Consider the following 17,761-nt stretch of genomic DNA (forward strand, 5'->3'; position numbering starts at 1 on the left):
ATAACTAAAAATAAAAAAAATTTTGAGATTATTTTGTGAAAACGATAAAAATTTTCTCAAAGAAGCAACTTAAATGAAAAATTGAAAATATAGTGTGACTGATTTGGAAAATTTTAATAGCGTGGGACAACATAATTTGATGCATAATAAATATAGATTTCGAAACAGAATTGATTAAACATCATTTACAATAATTTAATTAATGGTTACGAAATCTTACATTCATTAGTTCTGTATCAACATCATGAAATAGCAACATAAAGTATTTCCACAACAAGAAAAGCTATAATTAAATCGTTGAGTTTAAATTCTGCCAACATGTTAAAGTTAATGATACAAGTACCAACAACTTATTAAAATTATTAAATTCTATATCAATAATTAGACTCAACAACAAGAATTTTCCATCTTACACAAGTAAAGTAAATTATTTTGTGCGTGATATAGAAATTCAACTCATCTTCATCATGAATTAAACAACTAGAGAGTGAAAATTAATAAATTAAATAATAGTCAGACATCACACCTAAGATTTGCCATTCAACTTAGAATAAGAATATGTATGCGTATTATTAACAATGGTATTAGCAGTAGCATGCTAATGTATATTATTAAGGAACCTAACTCCCCCAATTACTAAATCACTGATGCATAAGTAACAGTTTTAATATCTACCATTCTTTAATATACTGATTTTATTATAGGCGAAACATCAAGAGTAATATTTTACAGAAAAACAGAATTAATTTTAAAAAAGTTGGGACAACATATGCGTTGTCTCAACTTTTTTGTTTTTCATAAATTTAGCGAACAGCAGAAGAATTTCTAGTATTGTATAAGTACTTAATTAAGGCTTAGGTAGTACTAATTATTTCCATTCTAATAAATTTTTCATAACTTAAGTATTCTCATTGGAAATTAAGCAGGGTACTTTTTTGAAGGTAAGAAACTTCATATTTGTCGGCTAAGTATTTTATAAAAATCAGCAATTCTTTACTTTGAACATTATCTTGTTTGAAGTCAGCTTTTAATTGAGCTGATTTGTTTTTTTCTATTTCATTAGCTTTGTGTTTAAAGTAACCCCACATATGATCGTATGCATTGATTATTGAACCATTGGATGGAGTCGTTTGGAGTGCTTCATTAATAGTGAGTTGAACTTCATTTAAAGTTGGAGATTGCTTAAGTAATTCACGAATATAATTATAATGCTGTTGACTATGGTACAAGACATTATATTTTTCTTCTCTCCATAACTTTTCAATATAGCCACGTTCTTTCATCAAATACGCCTCGCTCACTTATTTTGTAAGTTTTAATATATTTTCCCAGAAACTTAGATTACAAATCTAAAATATGAATAATTGGTGAAGATAAAAAAGGTTATTGCGTTATTTTTTGGAACCGGTTACAATGAAATTGATAAATAGAACCGGTTCCATTGAATAGGAGGGAAATTTAATGAACTATAAAAAGTCGGCTGAAGAAATTCTTGAAGCTATAGGTGGAGAAGATAATTTAGATGCGATGGCCCATTGCGCCACAAGATTGAGACTCGTACTTAATGATGAAAGTAAAGTAGATGAAGAAACTTTATCGAAAATGGATGTGGTTAAAGGCACATTCTCAACTGGAGGCCAATATCAAATCATCATTGGTTCAGGTACAGTAAATAAAGTATTTAATGAACTTGAAAAAATAACAGGGAAAGAAGCATCTACAACAGCGGATGTTAAAGATAAATCTGCTCGAAACATGAATCCATTACAACGATTCGTTAAAATGCTTTCAGATATATTTGTTCCTATTATTCCAGCCATTGTTGCTGGTGGGTTATTAATGGGGATTAATAATATTTTAACTGCACCAGATCTCTTTTATGATAATAAATCTTTAATAGATGTTCATAGTCAGTTTGCTGGATTAGCAGATATGATTAACATCTTTGCAAATGCACCGTTTACGCTATTACCAATATTAATTGGATTTAGTGCAGCGAAACGATTTGGAGGTAATCCATTCTTAGGGGCGGCGCTTGGCATGATTTTAGTACATCCATCATTAATGAGCGCATACGATTTTCCTAAGGCTGTAGAAGCGGGTAAAGCAATTCCACATTGGGACTTATTTGGCTTACATATTAATCAAGTAGGTTATCAAGGACAAGTGTTACCAATGTTAGTGGCAGCATATATTTTAGCAACAATTGAAAAGTGGCTACGTAAAGTTATTCCTACAGTATTAGATAATTTGTTAACACCATTATTATCTATTTTAGTTACGGCATTTTTAACATTTTTATTTGTAGGACCATTAACAAGACAACTTGGTTATTGGTTATCAGACGGATTAACATGGCTATATGAATTTGGCGGGGCTATAGGTGGATTTATCTTTGGCTTATTCTATGCGCCAATTGTTATAACAGGTATGCACCACAGCTTTATCGCTGTTGAAACAACATTAATCGCTGATCAAGCAAAAACGGGAGGTTCATTTATCTTCCCAATTGCAACAATGTCTAACGTAGCACAAGGCGGTGCAGCATTAGCAGCATTTATCATTATAAAAAATAACAAAAAATTAAAAGGTGTTGCATCAGCAGCTGGTGTGTCAGCGCTTTTAGGTATTACAGAACCAGCAATGTTTGGTGTGAATCTTAAATTAAGATATCCATTTATTGGCGCAATCATTGGTTCAGCAATTGGTTCAGCTTACAACTCGTTCTTTAAAGTAAAGGCTATTGCTTTAGGTACAGCAGGTTTGCCAGGATTTATTTCTATTAATCCAGCACATGCAGGTTGGTTGCACTACTTTATAGGCATGCTCGTTGCCTTTATCGTTTCTGTAGCTATTACTTTAATTTTATCTCGACGCAAAGCTTATCAAGCTTCAGCTGAATAAACGAAATAAAGTCGACATTCTGATTTATGCAGAATGTCGACTTTTTGTATAATTAGCAGTTATAATTTTTGTTTTCGCCATAAGAAGATACTTACTATTGTAACGAGTACAAGTGAGATACCTACGATAAAGAGCCACGATGAATAACTTTTTTCATCGAGTGGAAGCGGTACGTTCATACCGAAGAAACTAAATACAAGTGTAGGTAATGTGAGTAACACTGTGAATAGCGTCAGTGTCTTCATAATATTATTCATTTCATTAGACAATAATGAAGAATAAGAAGTCGTAATACTCTCTAAAATGCCAGTATATAATTCTGTCGTTTCAATCGCTTGGTTGTTTTCAATCACTAAATCTTCCAATAAATCTTCATCTTCTTCAAAGCGTTTTATAGCAGGTAAACGGAATAATTTTTTAATTATTGTATCGTTACCTTTTAATGCTGCTAAAAAGTATACCAAACTTTTTTCAACTTCCATTAATTTGTAAAGCTGTTTATTAGTAATATTATTTTTTAGTTCACGTTCAATACGGATTCGTGATTTATTTAAAAGTCTTAAATTTCTGTTGTAGTGGTTAGAAATAGTTAATAAAATATCTAGCGCAAAACGACTATGAAAATTTAAATTAACATCATCTTGTCGTGCATAATTCTCTAAGAATTCATTCTCAGCATCGCAAATAGTTAAAATAAGTCCTTTTCCGATAACAATACCTAATGGGATTGTAACGAATGATAAGACACGACGGTGCGTAGAGCTTACAATTGGTAAGTCGATAATGATAAGGGAATAGCCTGTGTCATCATCATACTCAATACGTGCGCTCTCATCAGCGTCTAATGGATCTCGAATAAAATCTTCAGGTAAATTATACGTTTCTATCAATTGTTCAATTTCTTCTCTATCTGGTTCTACAACATTAATCCATGATGCAGAGTGATCTAAAGTTGTTTCAACGATGTCATTGTTAGTTGAATGTTTATATGCAGTAAGCATGGTTAATGATTCCTTTCATATTCATTTAGTCTCAGTTGGGTTGGGTACGTTTATAATGATTTTGAATCATAATACGTAATGGGCCATTATAAATAATATTAAAAATATGTTTTGTTAAATCATTTACGGAAATACGACTATCGTCTTGTACCCAATATTTGATGATTGAAATAGTAGCACCTGTAACATAACTATGAAAATACATTTCAGGTATACCATCTATCTCATGGTCAATACTAATATATTTTTGCATATTTTCTTTCATTAAGGAATGAATTTTTTCTTCAAGTCTACTTTTACGTTCTAATTGAAGAATCGTATGGTAAAAGTCCATATTATCGGAGATATGTTGTAATACTTTGGTCAAAATATTATTAATAAAATCATCAGCTGTATTTTCTGGTGTACTAGTGTCGAGTTGATTAAATTGAGTTGATGACCAAATTTGTGAAATGCATTCATCTTCCATATCAGTTAATAACATGTATTTATCTTTATAATGTAAATAAAATGTACCACGATTAATATCTGCTTGATTTGAAATATCTTGAACAGTGATTTTGTCGAGGTCTTTCTTTTTTAAAAGATCTGTAAATGCACGTTTAATAGCTGATTTTGTTTTTCTTATTCTCCTATCTTCTTTCATCGACTATCGACCTCCTAATAATAAATAGACAAAAATGTACAATCTGTTCAATAACGTACGGTATTTGAATAATTGATTATTGTTTATTTTTGACTATCTCATTATAATTCACAAGGTATTAAATATTCAACACATTGTTCAATAAATTTTAGGAGGTTAGATTTTATGAATATTTTTAAAAGCAAACTATTATGGCTTGCACCTATTGCAGTGATATTATTATTAGTTATATTCTCTTTGGCTTTTTATCCAGCGTTTAATCCAAAACCAAAACAATTGCCAATAGCCGTTGTAAACAATGATAAAGGTGTAGACATTCAAGGTAATAAAGTAAATATCGGGAAAAAATTGAAGATAAATTAATGGATAGTGATTCTGATACTGTTAAGTGGGTTAAAGTTGATAAAGAATCAGATATTAAAAAAGGTCTTAAAGATGAAAAATACTATGGGGTAGCTATTTTTAACAAAGACTTTTCAAAAAATGCAATGAGTAAAACACAAAAAGTAGTAATGGATAGTAAAAAAGCAGAAATGAAAGAAAAAGTTGAATCAGGCGAAATTCCAGCCGCAGCTGTTCAACAAATGCAGAAAAAAATGGGCAATCAAAAAGTTGATGTAAAACAAGCGACATTTAAAACTATTGTAAATAAAGGTGCAAGTATGCAAGCAGCTACCATTACTGGTAACGTACTTGATGGAATGGGTGATAATTTAAATAAACAAATTACTTCTCAAAGTCTTAGCACATTAGAAAAGCAAGACGTTAAAGTGAGTGCGTCAGATATTAAAGGCATTACAAATCCTGTTAAAGTTGATAATCAAGAAATTCATAAAGTGAAAGACCACCAAGGAGGCGGTAACGCACCGTTCTTAATGTTTATGCCAGTATGGATGGGATCACTTGTGGCATCAGTATTATTATTCTTTGCTTTCAGAACAAGTAATAACTTTAAAATTCAACATAGAATTATTGCGTCATTTGGACAAATGTTATTAGCTGTTATTACAGCATTTGCCGGAAGTTTCGCTTATGTATACTTCATGCATGGCGTGTTAGGATTTGATTTCAATAACACTAATAGAGTAGCATTATTCTTAGCTATTTCTATACTTGGATTCATTGGATTAATTCTAGGTATTATGGTGTGGTTAGGAATGAAAGCAATTCCTATCTTTGTTATTTTAATGTTCTTTAGTATGCAATTGGTAACATTACCAAAACAAATGCTTCCTAAAGGCTATCAAGGTTGGGTTTATGACTTTGATCCATTTACACACTATACAAATACGCTTAGAGAAATTATCTACATGGGTAGTCATATTGAAATGAATGCCACTATATGGATGATGATTGGCTTTATTATATTTGGCGCAATTTCAAGTTTAACTGCAGCTATTGTGAGAAAACATAGTAATAAACGTACTGAAATTCCATCATAAGAGTTTAAATCTAGCCCTCGATTTAGCAGATTGCTATTAAATCGGGGGTTTTATTTCAATATAATTAATCTGAATATTTAAACTTTAATATATCGTTTGACTATTGTTAAAATCGGAGTATTATATTCGTTAGACATCTAACGAAATGGAGTGAGATCATGGATGCAACGTATCAATATTTAGTCAGAATGTTAGCGCATGAGATGAAACATTATGCTGACCGTAAACTAGATGAGTACAACGTTACACAAGAACAAAGTCATACGTTAGGTTACATGTACAGGCACAAAGATCGAGGCATTACACAAAATGAATTATTGAAGACATTTAAAAGAAAGGGATCAACAGTAAGTTCAACATTGAAGGGTTTAGAAAATAAAGGACTTATTTATAGAATGGTTGATCCTGACGACTCCAGACGTAAAAATTTAAAACTAACTCAAGAAGGTATGAAACTTGTTGAATCTTTTGTATGTATCTTCGATGATATAGAAGCTATTCTTGTTAAAGATTTTAATGAGAGTGAGAAGCAACAACTTAAGGACTTATTTGAACGAATGTTGAATAATATTAAGACAGAAAAGTAATAATTATGGCTAGCTATAATTTAAACTAAGTTGTGAAATTCAGCTAGCAAAATTTTTAAACGAATAGTTAGATATCTAATTATTAGACATCTAACATAAAGGAGATTATGGAAATGAAAGACGAACAATTATTTTACTTTGAGGAATCATCAATATTTAAAGCGATGATGCATTTCTCATTACCGATGATGATAGGATCACTACTCAGTGTTATTTACGGAATCTTAAATATATATTTTATTGGTTTCCTAGATAATAGTCATATGATTTCAGCAATTTCTTTAACATTACCTATATTTGCAGTATTGATGGCGTTTGGTAATTTATTCGGTGTTGGTGGTGGAACTTATATTTCTAGATTGCTAGGTGCGAAGGACTACATTAAAAGTCATTATGTAAGTAGTTTTTCAATATAAAGTAGTTTAGTATTGGGACTTATTATTGCTGTTATAACTTTACCTTTTACAGATCAAATAGCTAGTATTCTAGGTGCAAGTGGTGAAACGTTAAACTATACGAGTGATTATTTGAAAATTGAATTCTTAAGTACACCGTTCGTTATTCTATTTTTCGTTTTAGAGCAGTTTGCTAGAGCCATTGGGAAGCCAATTATTTCTATGATAGGAATGCTTTCAAGTGTTGGTATCAACATCATTTTGGATCCTATTTTAATTTTTGGTTTGCACTTAGATGTTGTAGGTGCAGCATTAGGTACTGCAATTTCAAATGCTATTGCGGCGTTATTTTTCATTATTTACTTTTCAAGAAAAAATGAAACCTTATCATTTAATGTTAAACATGCCAAACCAACTAAAGCGATGATGCAAGAAATTTTCAAAATCGGAATTCCTGCTTTCTTAATGGTAGTTCTAATGGGAGTAACTGGTTTAGTCGTTAATTTATTCTTAGCAACATATGGTAACTACGCTATAGCAAGTTACGGCATCTCATTTAGACTTGTTCAATTCCCTGAACTTATTATAATGGGACTTTCTGAAGGTGTTGTACCATTAATTGCGTATAATTTCGTATCTAATAAAACAAGAATGAAAGATACCATTAAAGTGGTCATCGTGTCTATTGCTGTTATATTTGCAGTTTGCATGACTGTCGTTCTTGTAGCCGGACATTCAATTGTTCAATTATTTAGTACTGATCCTCAAATTGTTGTTCTAGCTACATTTATTTTAAAAGTGACTATGACATCATTACTTCTAAATGGTATTGGATTTTTATTTACTGGCATGTTGCAAGCTACAGGACAGGGTCGTGGGGCTACAATTATGGCAATTGCACAAGGAACAGTTATTATTCCTGTTCTATTTGTCTTAAATAGCTTATTTGGCTTAACTGGTGTTATTTGGTCATTATTAATAGCTGAAACAGTTTGTGCCTTTTTAGCTATGTTTATTGTGTATTCATTAAGAAATCGATTAACAGTTGATAAAGCATCTTTAATTGAAGTGGAATAACATAGTATAGTGATTTTAGCCCAAAAAAAATACTGGCTAAATGAATTGAAATCGTCAGTAGTATTAATAATAAGTTGTTTATAATCTATAATTTTATAATTTGTGTGAGCGAGGCAATGAAATAATTTCGATTTCAGTCTCGCTTTTATTATTGGATAAAAAGTGACAAATTAGAATAATTATTGTTAAATAGCACGCATTATTTTATCATAAGTAAATGAGCAAAATTTTATGGGAGGACGTCAATGGTGAATTTACAGCGAAGTTCTAAAGTAGCTTTGGCACTGATAATGATGTTTTTATTATTATTAATTCCAATACTTCACAATATCGCATCTGCGCATGCAACTTTGGAAAAAACTACACCACCACAAAATGGGGTTATATCGAAAGCACCTGATACGTTAGAGTTAACATTTAATGAACCCGTTAACGCTGAATACTCAGGTATTACAATATATAATGATAAAGGGGATAAAGTAGGGGATATTAATCCTACAACAACCGGACATTCTAAGACACTTACATTTCCTACTGATAAAGTTCAACAAGGGACACAGCAATTAGAATGGCATACAGTTTCTGCTGACGGTCATGAGATTAGTGATCGTTTTGAGTTTTCAGTAGGTAAGAAGACAGCTAACGGTGTTGATACATCTCCAGCATTTTACGAAACACCTAATTTCTGGTTTGGGTTATTTAGATACATAGCTGAAGGTGCAACTATAATTCTTGTAGGTCTATATTGGTTAAATGGTATTGCACGACGTAATAACCTATCTACATTCGATGTATTTCCTAGACATATTGTAGTGTCCTTAATAATGATGATGGCATACTTGATGTCACTTGTACTTTATTTAATGACATTGTCTTCGGATGTATTAGATGCAATACTATCCCTTGAGCCTAGTTCAATAACACAATTCCCTTACATATTAAGTGCCATTGCTTTAATTGTTTTAAGTGGTTTATTCGTGTTAAGAAACATGGAGAAATCATGGTACTGGATTGTATCTATTGCAATGATTATAGCAATGAGTATGTCAGGGCATGCATGGTCACAAAGCGTACCATTATGGTCTATCATACTAAGAACACTACATTTAATAGGTATTAGTTTATGGTTAGGTGCATTAAGCTATTTATTGATTTCAGTATTTACACGTAAAAAAGATGCCGTAGATTTACTGCGAGAAATATTATTTAAAGTTAATGCTGCAGCGGTAGCAATAATCATTATTTCAGGTGTATTAATGTCTATTGATCAAACGAAGATTTTGTCAATTTGGACAAATATGCAAACTTGGACGGTATTCTTATTAATTAAAGTTTTTGGTACTTTAATAATGATGTTATTGGGATTATTGCAAACAACACGTGCACTCAATAAACGTAATAGAGTAAATAAATCTTCATTAATTATAGAAGTTTTAATTGGTATATTACTTATTTTAGTCGGAGTAATTATGAGCCAAATCAGTATTCCATAAAAGGAGAAAAAAGATGATAAAAAAATTATTAGCGACAAGTTTCATACTCTTTTTTACATTAGGTTTCTTTAAAGTAGCAGATGCGCATGTTACTTTAAACCCAAAAGCAGTTGACCCAGAATCTTATGAAAAAGTAGATGTTAGAGTTCCTGTAGAACAAAAAGATCATACTAAAAAAGTAGAATTAGAAGTTCCAAAAGAAGTTCAAGTTGTTAATATACAACCAGTAGAGGGCTATAAGTATAAATTAGATAAAGATAAAAAAGGTAACATTACTAAAATTATTTGGACTGCTAGAGGTAAAGGCATTGGACCAGATGAATTTATGGATTTTCCAATTGTTGTAGCCAGCCCTAAAGATGAAGGTAAGTATGCATTTAAAGCAATTCAAACCTATGATAATGATGATAAAGTTAAATGGACTGGAAAAGAAAATAGCGAACACCCAGCGCCAACGTTAGAAGTTAAAAAGAATGCAAATGCAGCAGATGTAAAAGATGAAAAATCAAAAGATACTGCTAGTGAACAAACATCTTCAGGTGGCTCAATTGCTTTGTGGATAGTTTCAATTATCGCAATCATATTATCATTAGTAGCATTATTTAAACATTCAAGAAAATAAATAATCTAACGAGAGAGTCGAGGACTAAGTCTCTTTGTAAATAAGCTAAAACTTATTGAACTGAGTAGAATTGTATATTAAGTTTGACTCAGTTAAAGTCCCACACTCCCTCAATTCCATTTATAAACAAGTAACGCAATATTACAAATATTGTCACTGTAAAGTTGATGATAATAAATTATAATATTAGTGTGAGGGAGGCATTGTTCATGCGACGATTACTATATGCATTTTTAGTCTATATGATCTTGGGACTTTTTAGCGGATTCTACTATAGAGAATTGACAAAAGCACATCATTTTACGGGTGATACACAATTATCTATTGTACATACGCATACACTTATTTTAGGTATGTTTATGTTTTTAATACTGATACCATTAGAAAAGGTATTTAAATTAAGCAGTTACTATTTATTTAACTGGTTCTTCATCGTTTATAACATTAGTGTTATAGCAACCATTGGTATGATGGTAACGAAAGGAACGTTCCAAGTATTAGGAAAAAGTTTTTCTCCAGAAGCATTTGCTGGATTTGCAGGTATTGGTCATACAGGAATGCTAGCAGGATTATTATTATTATTTTTCTTAATTCGACAAGCAGCACTCAAAGAACCAAGAGATTAATTGGATTGAAGTGAGACTTTTCATTTTAATAGCACAATCGTGTTATTAATGAAAAGTCTTTTTTTAGCTAATAAAGTAGTATTACAATTAAAATATGATTTTCTTCAATAATATATGCACATATAGTATAATTAAGGCAAAATAATGATAATAATTATCATTCGAAACGGGACTTAATCTTGGGAGGATTTACAATGCAAGATGTAACTATTATTGGTGGCGGACCTGCTGGATTATTTGCGAGTTTCTATGCTGGCTTACGAGGTATGTCTGTGCGAATTATTGATGTACAAGATAAATTAGGTGGAAAAATGCAAATCTATCCAGAAAAGATTATTTGGGATATTGGTGGTGTAGCGCCTAAACCATGCAATGAAATCATTAAAGATATGATTAACCAAGGCTTACATTTTAACCCTAAAGTTAATTTAAACGAACGAGTAACAGATATTCGAAAAATAGCAGAAAGACACTTTGAAGTTGAAACAGATAGCGGACAAATTTATGAGTCAAAAGCAGTAATATTTGCTGTCGGAGGAGGGATTATTAATCCTAAGCCTCTTCAAATTAAAGATGCAGAGCGTTATCGGTTAACAAATTTACATTATGTTGTGCAATCTTTCTCAAAATTTAAGGGAAAAGATATTCTAATTTCTGGTGGGGGTAACACTGCTTTAGATTGGGCTAGAGATTTAGCCAATATTGCAAATTCGATTACACTTGTTTATAGAAAGTCAGACATTAAAGGCTATGAAGCAATGATAAGTGTACTTAAAGCGTTAAATGTGAACCTGTTGCCTAAAACACAAATTAAAGAGTTAATAGGTGACAATAAATGTGAATGTATTAAAGAAGTAAAACTTGAAAATATTGAGACTGGAGAAGTTACGACACAAGCGTTTGATGATGTTATTGTTAGTCATGGTTTTGATCATGAGAATCCACTACTTAAAGACTGTACATCTAAACTTGATTTATACGATGAATATCGCGTTAAAGGCTTTGGCAACACGACAACAAATATTCCTGGCATCTTTGCTTGTGGGGATATTGTACATCATGATGCTAAAGTACACCTCATTGCTAGCGCGTTTAGTGATGCTGGAAATGCAGCAAACTTAGCTAAAACTTACATTAATCCTGATGCATACAAAGAAGGATATGTTTCAAGTCACAATGATGTATTCAAAGAATCAAATAAAAAAGTTATTAATCAGTATATATAAGATTATAGTAAGGGGATAGAAAATAATGATTAGATATTCTAATGAGCCACCAGAGGTTCAAGCGTATTGTGACTTAAGAGTTAAAGCAGGAATGAGTCCTAAATCAGTAGCTGCAGCTCGAAACGGTTTACCAAATGGCTGTTTCAATATTACGATTTATGAAGATCAACAATTGATTGGAATGGGCAGAGTTATAGGTGATGGTGGAACGACATTTCAAATTGTAGATATAGCCGTTGATCCAGATTATCAAGGACAAGGTTATGGTAGGGTTATTTTGGAAAAAATAATGGAATATATTAATTCCATAGCTGAAAAGGGAACTTATGTTAGTTTGATAGCAGACTATCCAGCTGACAAACTATACGAAAAATTTGGATTCAAGACTACCGAGCCAAAATCAGGTGGCATGTATATCGTGTTTTAATTATAAAAACCACTAGGACAAATCGAAATCATAGAAAATCATGTATTTATATTGTTTCATTCTATGATATTGAGATTGGATTGTCCTAGTGGTTTTATCGATTTAACTATGCATCAAAATCAATAATAATACGACCGAAATTATCGTGATTTAAAACAGTTGAGATCGCATCTGGTAATTCTGAAAATGAAATGACTTTTTTAATATCATGAAGTTTGTCGGATTTTAAGTCAGTTGCTAAACGTCTCCAAACACGCTCACGTAATTTCATTGGTGTGAATACAGAATCTATACCAACTAGACTTACGCCTCTTAAAATAAATGGATAGACAGTTGTATCAAAAGAAACACCACCTGTTAAGCCAATTAGCGCGACACCACCATTATTATCTATACGATTAGTGACATAAGGTGTTCCATTTCCTCCAATAGGGTCAATGGCAGCTTGCCAAGTTCTTGAACCTAATGGCTTTTCATCATTATCTGTAATACGATCAATAATTTCATTAGCCCCTAAAGCTTCTAATTTGTCACCGGCATGTTTGTTTCCTGTACTAGCAACTACTTTATATCCTAAATTAGAAAGCATAAGCACTGCTAATGCGCCTACGCCACCAGATGCGCCACGTACAAGTACTTTGCCACCCTCCAGTGTCATAAAACCAGCTTTTTCCAATTTTTCAATAGCTAAACCGGCTGTATAGCCTGCTGTACCATAAATCATAGCTTCTTCTAAAGTCATATTATCAGGCAATTTGACTACCCAATCTGAATTTACACGTGCATATTCACTAAATCCTCCATAATGACTTACGCCCATATCATAACTTGTTACTATGACTTCTTCACCTTCATTAATTGTTGGATCTTCTGATTCAACAACGGTACCAGCTAAATCTATACCAGGAACCATAGGATAAGATTTAAGGATTTGATTATTATCCGTTGTAGCTAATGCGTCTTTATAATTAATTCCTGAATAATGAACTTTGATTAAGACTTCACCTTTAGGTAAATCATCAGTTGTTAACTGAGTAAAGTCACTATTAACGCTTCCATCGTTGTTTTTATCCACTAAAAAAGCTTTAAATTGATTACTCATATTATGTGACTCCTTTGTATAATGTATTAGTGCTTATTTTATACCCTTAATAAACCAGTTGTATGCTTCAAAGCCTTATAAATAAAAGGTAAATTAAAAGTCTCTGAGCTTCAAAAAATAAAAAAATTTTTATTTAAAAATGTATTTGAATTGTTATTGACACTTTATTGGGCTAAATCTATAATAAATTTGATAATGATTATCAATTGAAAAAATAAAAGTGTTTATATGAATATAAAAGACGACATAACAACGATATTAAGTTGGTGTTAAATATAATGTATACATAATTACACGATTCATCTTCAAATGATAATCTTCTAAACTATATTGAGGTGAATACATAATGAAAAAATTACCAACTATTTTATTAGCATCTTCTTTACTTTTAGCGGCTTGTGGCAACAATAGTCATAGTGACGATAATAGTAATAAAGATAAGCAATCGCAGAGTAGTAAAGGGGAAAACAAAGCATCATTACAAAAAGCAACTAAAGAATATGAAAAGTATACAGATGGTCAACTTGATAAATTCTTAGATGGAACTGAAAAATTTGTTGCAGCTATAAAAGCAGATGATATGGATAAAGCGAAAGAATTATATCCTAAAGTACGTATGTATTATGAAAGATCAGAACCTGTTGCGGAAGCTTTTGGTGATTTAGATCCTAAGATTGATGCTCGTTTAGCAGATATGAAAGAAGAGAAAAAAGAAGATCAATGGACAGGTTATCATAAGATTGAGAAATCACTTTATCAAGATAATAAAATAGATGAAACAACAAAAAAAGATGCTGATCAATTATTAAAAGATGCTAAAGAATTAGATGCGAAAGCAGATACTTTAGATATCACTCCTAAATTAATGTTACAAGGATCAGTTGATTTATTAAATGAAGTTTCAACTTCTAAAATTACAGGTGAAGAAGAGATTTATTCACATACAGACTTATACGATTTTAAAGCTAATATCGAAGGTGCACAAAAAATCTACGAATTGTTTAAACCTGAGTTAAATAAAAAAGATAAAAAATTAAGTGCTGATATTCAAAAGAACTTTGACAAAGTTAACCAACTACTAGATAAGTATAAAGACGGTGATGGCTTCAAAGATTATAGTGCAGTTACTAAAGAAGATAGAAAAGCTTTATCAGATGCTGTGAATTCTCTTGGTGAACCATTAAGTAAAATGGCTGTGGTTACAGAATGAGCAAAGTAGATAATAATCAAAACGACCAAGTATCTCGTCGTTCATTTCTAAAAATGCTAGGGATAGGTGGCGCTGGTGTGGTTATCGGTGCTAGCGGGGCAGGCAGTATTTTTTCATTTAAATCGATGTTCGATACACCAGAGAATGAAGATAAAGATGCATTTGAGTTTTATGGTCGTGTACAAGCAGGTATTACAACACCGACACAAAAAAATTGTAACTTCGTTGCATTAGAGTTAAAGACCAAAGATAAACAAGCAATCAAAGACATGTTTAAGAAATGGACGCAAATGTCAGTAAATATGACTGATGGTGCACCTGCTGAAAAAGATAGTCAAAATGCGTTGTTACCACCTGTGGACACTGGTGAATCAATTGGATTAGGTGCTAGTAAATTAACACTGACATACGGTATTAGTAAATCTTTTTTGAAAAAGATTGGTATGTCATCAAAAATCCCATCTGGATTTAAAGATTTACCACATTTTCCTAATGACCAATTAGATGATGAATACAGTGATGGGGATATCATGATTCAAGCGTGTTCAAATGATCCACAAGTAACATTCCATGCGATTCACAACTTAATTCGACCATTTAGAGATGTTGTTAAAATGAAATGGTCTCAAAATGGTTTTGTCTCTGGCAAACTAGAAGAAACGCCTAGAAATTTAATGGCATTTAAAGATGGTACAGTTAATCCTCGTAAAAATGACGAGCTTAAAAAGTATGTCTTCATTGACGATGGTTGGGCTAAAAATGGAACGTATTGTATTATTCGACGCATTCAAATCCATATAGAAACATGGGACCGTACATCATTAGAAGAGCAAGAAGCTACTTTCGGACGTAAACGAGCATCCGGTGCACCATTAACCGGTAAAAAAGAATTCGACAATATAGATTTAGACGCTAAAGATAGCAGTGGTCAATATGTTATCGATCCAAACGCGCATGCGCGACTAGCACGTGAAGTGAAAACATCAATCAAGCGACGTGCATATAATTATAATGATGGAACAAATGCCAAAACGGGTGCGTTGGAAACAGGATTAATGTTTATTTGTTTCCAAAAATCAACTCAACAATTTATTGATATTCAAAACAATTTAGGACACAGTGATAAGTTAAATGAATATATTACGCATCGAGGTTCTGCATCCTTCCTTGTGTTACCAGGTGTAAAAAAGGGAGGCTATATAGGTGAAACCTTATTTAACTAAATTAGTCGTTGTGCTAGTCCTTATTCTCACGGTTATTAGAATTGTCCCAGCACATCAAGTAAATGCTGCAGATGATAGCAAAATAAGTGATGTGTATGTAGCGATAACTGATGCAAAATCAACTATAGAAGATAAAAATAAAAGTAATAAAGAAAAACAAAGTGCACTTGCTGACATTAAAGAGAAAGTTAAATCTTTAAATATAAAAGATAATAAAGAAGGTAAAGATGTTAAGTCAAAACTTGAAGCGGTGGATAAAGCTTCTTCAATGAATGCTAAAGCTGATAAATTATCACAATTAACTAAGTCATTAATCGCTTATGAAGATGCAGTTTCTACAAAAGATATCAGTGGTGAAATTAAAACATTGAAGCAACAAGTTGATGCGAAAGATGACTCTATAAAAAAAGCAATAAAAAGTAAAAACGAGTCAGAATTACAATCTATAAATAATAGTTTAAATCAAATTTGGACGACTCATGAAACTGCTATAAGAAATTATGACGAAGGTAAATACGGACAAATTGAAGTTAACTTAATGCAACTACGTGTTGCTATCCAAAAAGAACCATTAGATACTAAGAAAGTTGACAATGCGTGGACGACGTTTAAATCAAGTATTGATACGGTCGATCAAAAACAATCCAGCTCAGATAATGGAAAATATAAAGTAACTCAATTAAATGACGAGTTAGATAAGGCGATTAAAGGAATAGAAGATAATAATTTAGATCAAACTGATGCGGCGTTATCTAAATTTGTTCAAATTTGGCCTTATGTTGAAGGGAAAATTCAAACAAAAAACGGTTCATTATATACTACAATTGAAGATAAAATACCGTATTATCAAAGTATTTTAGACCAAAGTAACAAAGATCGCGTTAAAGACGGATTAAATGACATCAATAATGATATCAAAGACACTGTAGGTCAAGATGGTTATACATTTGTAGATGTTATGATTATCTTTTTACGTGAAGGTTTAGAGGTATTGTTAGTCATTATGACATTAACTACAATGACACGTAAGGTTAAAGATAATAAAGGTACAGCTAGTGTTATCGGTGGTTCAATATTAGGTTTAATACTAAGTATTACATTAGCAGTTGGATTCATACAAACGCTAGGCAATAATGGATTACTACGAGAAGGAATGGAAGCAACACTAGGAATAATTGCAGTGGTTCTAATGTATATCGTTGGTATTTGGATGCATAGACGATCAAGTGCTAAGCGTTGGAATGATATGATTCAAAATATGTATCAAAATGCGATTAGTAATGGCAATCTAGTATTGTTAGGTACAATTGGATTAATTTCTGTTTTACGTGAAGGTGTAGAAGTGATTATTTTCTACATGGGTATGATAGGTAGTATTACATCAATGGATTTCGTTATTGGTATTGCTTTAGCGATTGTAATTTTAATTATCTTCGCATTATTATTTAGATTCATAGTGAAACTTATTCCAATTTATTACATCTTTAGAGTACTTTCTATTCTAATATTTATTATGGCTTTCAAAATGCTTGGTGTAAGTATTCAAAAACTTCAATTGTTAGGCACTCTTCCACAGCATGGTATTGAAGGTTTACCTACAATTGGCTTTATTGGATTTTATCCTAATATTGAATCAATAGTAGCTCAATTAATATATATAGTGTTTATTGTGTTCTTCATTTTAAAAAATCGCCAAAACAAACAAAAGAATACTAATCTAAAATAATTATTATGGATAGTAAAATGAAACCTCGAGACTTGTGGGAATAACAAGTACTCG

General features: G+C 31.7%; 14 protein-coding genes and 2 pseudogenes. 12 read left to right on the plus strand and 4 right to left on the minus strand.

The features are described 5' to 3' along the window. Positions 1-908: 908 nt before the first annotated feature. A complete protein-coding gene (locus EQ029_RS02835; protein ID WP_011274995.1) occupies positions 909-1,283 on the minus strand; it encodes a YbgA family protein in 375 nt (124 codons plus the stop codon). Between the two features lie 178 nt (positions 1,284-1,461). On the opposite strand from EQ029_RS02835, the gene EQ029_RS02840 reads away from it, so the two are divergent. Then, a complete protein-coding gene (locus tag EQ029_RS02840; RefSeq protein ID WP_053036984.1) occupies positions 1,462-2,904 on the plus strand; it encodes a sucrose-specific PTS transporter subunit IIBC in 1,443 nt (480 codons plus the stop codon). Positions 2,905-2,963: 59 nt separating this feature from the next. Here the strand turns inward: EQ029_RS02840 and EQ029_RS02845 are convergent, their stop codons facing one another. Further along, positions 2,964-3,905, minus strand: a complete 942-nt coding sequence (locus tag EQ029_RS02845; protein WP_011274997.1) for a magnesium transporter CorA family protein — start codon at positions 3,903-3,905, stop codon at positions 2,964-2,966. Between the two features lie 31 nt (positions 3,906-3,936). Next, positions 3,937-4,551, minus strand: a complete 615-nt coding sequence (locus tag EQ029_RS02850; protein ID WP_011274998.1) for a TetR/AcrR family transcriptional regulator — start codon at positions 4,549-4,551, stop codon at positions 3,937-3,939. Between the two features lie 165 nt (positions 4,552-4,716). Here EQ029_RS02850 and EQ029_RS02855 point away from each other — a divergent pair. The 8 genes and pseudogenes from EQ029_RS02855 (at position 4,717) to EQ029_RS02890 (ending at position 12,446) form a co-directional block, all read left to right on the plus strand. Beyond that, positions 4,717-5,993, plus strand: a pseudogene (locus tag EQ029_RS02855) (YhgE/Pip domain-containing protein). Between the two features lie 158 nt (positions 5,994-6,151). Further along, positions 6,152-6,580 carry a MarR family winged helix-turn-helix transcriptional regulator gene (locus tag EQ029_RS02860; protein ID WP_011275000.1) on the plus strand — a complete coding sequence of 143 codons (429 nt, stop codon included), beginning with the start codon at positions 6,152-6,154 and terminating at the stop codon, positions 6,578-6,580. 113 nt (positions 6,581-6,693) lie between these two features. After that, positions 6,694-8,052: pseudogene (locus EQ029_RS02865) on the plus strand (MATE family efflux transporter). A 245-nt stretch (positions 8,053-8,297) separates the two neighbouring features. After that, positions 8,298-9,545 (plus strand): copper resistance CopC/CopD family protein, encoded by a 1,248-nt coding sequence (locus EQ029_RS02870; protein WP_011275003.1) that lies wholly within the window; start codon positions 8,298-8,300, stop codon positions 9,543-9,545. 13 nt (positions 9,546-9,558) lie between these two features. Further along, on the plus strand, positions 9,559-10,167 hold the full coding sequence (locus tag EQ029_RS02875; RefSeq protein WP_011275004.1) for a YcnI family protein: 609 nt from the start codon (positions 9,559-9,561) through the stop codon (positions 10,165-10,167). Positions 10,168-10,376: 209 nt separating this feature from the next. Continuing rightward, positions 10,377-10,793, plus strand: coding sequence for a DUF2871 domain-containing protein (locus EQ029_RS02880; protein WP_011275005.1), 417 nt, complete (start codon positions 10,377-10,379; stop codon positions 10,791-10,793). A 194-nt stretch (positions 10,794-10,987) separates the two neighbouring features. Further along, positions 10,988-12,019 carry an NAD(P)/FAD-dependent oxidoreductase gene (locus tag EQ029_RS02885; RefSeq protein WP_011275006.1) on the plus strand — a complete coding sequence of 344 codons (1,032 nt, stop codon included), beginning with the start codon at positions 10,988-10,990 and terminating at the stop codon, positions 12,017-12,019. A gap of 25 nt (positions 12,020-12,044) precedes the next feature. Beyond that, positions 12,045-12,446: a GNAT family N-acetyltransferase gene (locus EQ029_RS02890; RefSeq protein ID WP_011275007.1), complete on the plus strand. Its 402-nt coding sequence runs from the start codon at positions 12,045-12,047 to the stop codon at positions 12,444-12,446. Between the two features lie 106 nt (positions 12,447-12,552). Here the strand turns inward: EQ029_RS02890 and EQ029_RS02895 are convergent, their stop codons facing one another. After that, positions 12,553-13,548, minus strand: coding sequence for an acrylyl-CoA reductase family protein (locus EQ029_RS02895; RefSeq protein WP_011275008.1), 996 nt, complete (start codon positions 13,546-13,548; stop codon positions 12,553-12,555). Positions 13,549-13,894: 346 nt separating this feature from the next. On the opposite strand from EQ029_RS02895, the gene efeO reads away from it, so the two are divergent. The 3 genes from efeO to EQ029_RS02910 are packed head-to-tail and all read left to right on the plus strand — an operon-like array spanning position 13,895 to position 17,707. Beyond that, positions 13,895-14,758: an iron uptake system protein EfeO gene (efeO, locus tag EQ029_RS02900; RefSeq protein WP_011275009.1), complete on the plus strand. Its 864-nt coding sequence runs from the start codon at positions 13,895-13,897 to the stop codon at positions 14,756-14,758. Further along, positions 14,755-15,981 carry an iron uptake transporter deferrochelatase/peroxidase subunit gene (efeB, locus tag EQ029_RS02905; protein ID WP_016930743.1) on the plus strand — a complete coding sequence of 409 codons (1,227 nt, stop codon included), beginning with the start codon at positions 14,755-14,757 and terminating at the stop codon, positions 15,979-15,981. The genes efeO and efeB overlap by 4 nt, the downstream gene beginning before the upstream one ends. Further along, positions 15,962-17,707, plus strand: a complete 1,746-nt coding sequence (locus tag EQ029_RS02910) for an FTR1 family protein (RefSeq protein ID WP_016930742.1) — start codon at positions 15,962-15,964, stop codon at positions 17,705-17,707. The genes efeB and EQ029_RS02910 overlap by 20 nt, the downstream gene beginning before the upstream one ends. Positions 17,708-17,761: the final 54 nt, after the last annotated feature.

The organism is Staphylococcus haemolyticus (assembly GCF_006094395.1).
Classification (GTDB): Bacteria; Bacillota; Bacilli; order Staphylococcales; family Staphylococcaceae; genus Staphylococcus; species Staphylococcus haemolyticus.